Source organism: Pigmentiphaga sp., assembly GCF_019689535.1.
Lineage (GTDB): Bacteria > Pseudomonadota > Gammaproteobacteria > Burkholderiales > Burkholderiaceae_B > Pigmentiphaga.
Window position 1 is genome coordinate 1 of sequence record NZ_JADGHH010000250.1, and the last position, 4,153, is coordinate 4,153.

Consider the following 4,153-nt stretch of genomic DNA (forward strand, 5'->3'; position numbering starts at 1 on the left):
AGCCACGGATCCCCAACTCGAGCACGCAGCTGCACCAATATGGTGCAAAAATATTTCGCGTTGCACAAGGGCATCCGCCCTTCTTCAAGCGCCCCCGTCGGGCGCAGAGAGCGCCTCCTCGTCGGCATGCCGGCCGCCCGCGCCGAAGAGCTTTTCCTTGAGCGCGAGCAATTGGTCGCGCGCCCGGGCGGCTTTTTCGAACTCCAGGTTGCGGGCGTATTCCAACATGGCCTTCTCCAGCTTCTTGATCTCTTTGGCGACTTGCTTCTCGCCCATCGCCTCGAGCTTGGCGGCATCCCCCGTGCCTGCGCTCGGCGTTTCCGGCGGCACGTAAACGCCGTCGATAAGGTCGCGGACCTCCTTCTTGACGCCCTGGGGCACGATGCCGTGCTCTTCATTGAAACGCAGCTGCTTCTCGCGCCTGCGCGAGGTCTCGTCCAGGGCGCGCCGCATCGATTCGGTGACGGTGTCGGCATAGAGGATCGCCTTGCCGTTCAGGTTGCGGGCCGCCCGGCCTATGGTCTGGATCAGGCTCCGCTCGGAGCGCAGGAAGCCTTCCTTGTCGGCATCCAGGATGGCCACCAGGGACACCTCCGGAATGTCCAGCCCCTCGCGCAGCAGGTTGATGCCGACCAAGACGTCGAACGTCCCCAGGCGCAAGTCGCGCAGGATTTCCACCCGTTCGACCGTGTCGATGTCGGAATGGAGGTAGCGCACCTTGATGCCGTGGTCCGTCAGGAAGTCGGTCAGGTCTTCGGCCATGCGCTTGGTGAGCGTGGTGATCAGCACCCGTTCGTTCTTGGCCACGCGCAGGTGGATTTCACCTAGCACGTCATCCACCTGGTTCAGCGCCGGCCGGACCTCGACGACCGGGTCGACCAGCCCGGTAGGACGCACCACCTGTTCGACGATTGCGTCGGCGTGGCGTTTCTCGTAATCGGCGGGCGTGGCCGAGACGAAAATGGTCTGGCGCATCTTCGCCTCGAACTCCTCGAACTTCAGGGGCCGGTTGTCCAGCGCCGACGGCAGGCGGAACCCGTAATTCACCAGCGTTTCCTTGCGCGACCGGTCGCCTTTGTACATCGCCCCCACCTGCCCGATCGTGACGTGGCTCTCGTCGATGATCATCAGCGCGTCCGCAGGCAGGTAGTCCACGAGCGTCGGAGGCGGTTCGCCCGGCTTGGCGCCGGAGAGGTGGCGCGAGTAGTTTTCGATGCCTTTGCAGAAGCCAAGCTCCTGGAGCATTTCCAGGTCGAAGCGGGTACGTTGTTCGAGGCGCTGGGCCTCGACCAGTTTTCCGTTGTCGACGAAGAACTTGACGCGCTCCTTGAGCTCCTGCTTGATCGTCTCGATGGCGCGCAGCACCGTGGCCCGCGGCGTGACGTAATGCGACCCCGGATACACGGCAAAACGCAGGATTTTCTGCCGCACTTTGCCTGTGAGCGGGTCGAATAGCTCCAAGGTTTCGATCTCGTCGTCGAACAAAGTAATGCGCAGCGCCAGTTCGGCATGTTCGGCGGGAAACACGTCGATCCGCTCGCCTCGCACGCGGAACGTGCCGCGGAGGAAGTCTGTGTCGTTCCGGGTGTACTGCATCGCCACCAGGCGCGCGATGATGTCGCGCTGCCCGATGCGGTCGCCCGTCCGCAGCAGCAGTACCATGTTGTGGTAGTCGTCCGGATTGCCGATGCCATAGATGCAGGAAACGCTCGCCACGATGACGGTATCGCGCCGTTCGAGCAGGCTTTTGGTGGCCGACAGCCGCATCTGCTCGATGTGCTCGTTGATGGACGAGTCCTTCTCGATGAACAAGTCGCGCGTAGGCACGTAGGCCTCGGGCTGGTAGTAGTCGTAGTACGAGACGAAATACTCCACCGCGTTGCGGGGGAAGAACTCGCGCATTTCGGCGTATAGCTGTGCGGCCAGCGTTTTGTTCGGGGCGAGGATGATCGCCGGCCTTCCCAGGCGGGCGATCACGTTGGCCATGGTGTAAGTCTTGCCCGAGCCGGTCACGCCGAGCAGGATCTGGTACATCAGGCCGTCCTCGATGCCTTCGCAAAGCTGGTCGATGGCCGTGGGCTGGTCCCCGGCCGGCGGATACGGCTGGTAGAGCTGAAACGGGCTGCCTTCGAACGTGACGAAGCCCGGCTCGAAATTCTTCGCCTCGGCGGCGGCCGCCACGAGTTCCCGCGCCTCGGCTGCGGCCCGCAGCCCTTCGGAAGAGGTAGTCTGCATGCTAGACTCTTGTTTCATCAGGAAAACTTCGGCAGCGAAACGGCCCTAGAGTTCCGGCAGCCCACTTCGGCATCTTCCTTCGGCACCTCCGGCAGGCTCCCCATGAGTCCCGCGCCAGCGTTGCCGCATGGCCGTTGCCAAGGGCCGCCCGGGAACCACGAGGTCGCCGGTAAGCGGCTGGGGGCCGCGGAACAGCTCGTCGAACAGCTTGTCAGCCTGCAATTGTTAGCCTGTAATTGCCAGCCTGTAATTGCCAGCCTGTAATTGCCAGCCTGTAAAAGTTCGTCAGACCTGTCCACCCAAGCTGCTCACCAGGCCTGCTCGCCGAACCACCACCGGATTTCGCATTGTAAAAAGCAATCTTCCATTATCCCCTGCACAGTTTCTTCCTTCAACCCCGCGCGCTAAACGGACGCTTTCAATGACTTCGCTCTTCGCAGCCGTAGAACTGGCTCCTCGCGACCCCATCCTGGGCCTGACAGAACAATTCAACGCCGATACCCGCAGCAATAAGGTCAACCTGGGTGTGGGCGTGTATTACAACGATGAAGGTCGAATTCCCCTGCTCAAGGCCGTTCGCAAGGCGGAGCAGGCGCTCGTCGACGCCGCATCCGCACGTGGATACCTGCCCATCGAAGGGCTGCCCGGCTATAACCGCGCGGTGCAGGAACTGCTGCTGGGCGCCGGTTCGCCCTTGATTGCCGAAGGCCGCGTGCTGACCGCCCAGAGCCTGGGCGGGACCGGCGCCCTCAAGATCGGTGCCGACTTCCTCAAGCGCCTGGTGCCCAATGCCAAGGTCGCCATCAGCAACCCGAGTTGGGAGAACCACCGCGCCCTCTTCGAATACGCTGGCTTCGAGGTGGTCAACTACCCCTATTACGATGCCGCCACCCATGGCGTGGACTTCGCCGGCATGATCGCGGCGCTGGAGAGCTATCCGGCCAATACGATCGTCGTGCTGCACGCCTGCTGCCACAACCCCACCGGCGTGGACCTCACCAGCGAGCAATGGGCCAAGGTCGTGGAAGTCGTCAAGGCGCGTGGCCTGATTCCGTTCCTCGACATTGCCTACCAGGGCTTCGGCGACGGCATCGACGCCGATGCGACCGCCGTGCGCCAGTTCGCGGCGGCTGGCCTGACGGCGTTGATCAGTTCATCGTTCTCGAAGTCGTTCTCGCTGTATGGCGAGCGCGTGGGTGCCCTGACCATGATCGCCTCCGACAAGGACGAGAGCGCCCGGGTGCTGAGCCAGCTCAAGCGCGTGATCCGCACCAACTACTCCAACCCGCCGACCCACGGGGGCACGGTGGTGGCCAAGGTGCTGACTTCGCCCGACCTGCGCGCCGAGTGGGAAGCGGAGCTGGGCGAAATGCGCGACCGCATCCGCACCATGCGCGCCTCGCTCGTGGCTAAGCTCAAGGAACGCGGCGTGACCCGCAACTTCGATTTCGTGCTGCAGCAGCGCGGCATGTTCTCGTACTCGGGCCTGACGGCAGCCCAGGTCGATCGCCTGCGCGAGGAGCATGGCATTTACGCCGTGTCCACGGGCCGCATCTGCGTCGCGGCGCTCAACAGCCGCAACATCGACGCAGTGGCCGATGGCATCGCCGCCGTGTTGAAGTGATTTGGAGCATGGAGTGATTCATGCTATAGTCTTGGGCTCGATTCCCCGATAGCTCAGTCGGTAGAGCGACGGACTGTTAATCCGCAGGTCGCAGGTTCGAGCCCTGCTCGGGGAGCCAAAGATCAATGAAGACGGACGCTTCGGCGTCCGTTTTTTATTTCCGGCCGGCGCCCCTGCCACCTCTCCTTGCGAACCCATCCATGCGGCTTGCGGGGCGTGGGTTTCCGGTCGGCGCTCCTCCCCCTTCTCGCCCGCCCCCTCTTTGCCGCGGCGCTTCCAGCCGTTTGCGACAAC

At 63.3% G+C, this 4,153-nt stretch carries 2 protein-coding genes and 1 tRNA gene; 2 read left to right on the top strand and 1 reads right to left on the bottom strand.

From position 1 onward, the window contains the following. Nucleotides 1–84 precede the first annotated feature (84 nt). A complete protein-coding gene (gene uvrB, locus IRZ12_RS16050) occupies nt 85–2,235 on the bottom strand; it encodes an excinuclease ABC subunit UvrB (RefSeq protein WP_296470573.1) in 2,151 nt (716 codons plus the stop codon). 421 nt (nt 2,236–2,656) lie between these two features. Here uvrB and IRZ12_RS16055 point away from each other — a divergent pair, with 421 nt between their 5' ends. Both IRZ12_RS16055 and IRZ12_RS16060 read left to right on the top strand, forming a co-directional pair. Further along, complete coding sequence (locus IRZ12_RS16055; RefSeq protein WP_296470576.1) at nt 2,657–3,859, top strand: amino acid aminotransferase; 1,203 nt, start codon at nt 2,657–2,659, stop codon at nt 3,857–3,859. 42 nt (nt 3,860–3,901) lie between these two features. After that, nucleotides 3,902–3,977, top strand: a tRNA-Asn gene (locus IRZ12_RS16060). Nucleotides 3,978–4,153 lie beyond the last annotated feature (176 nt).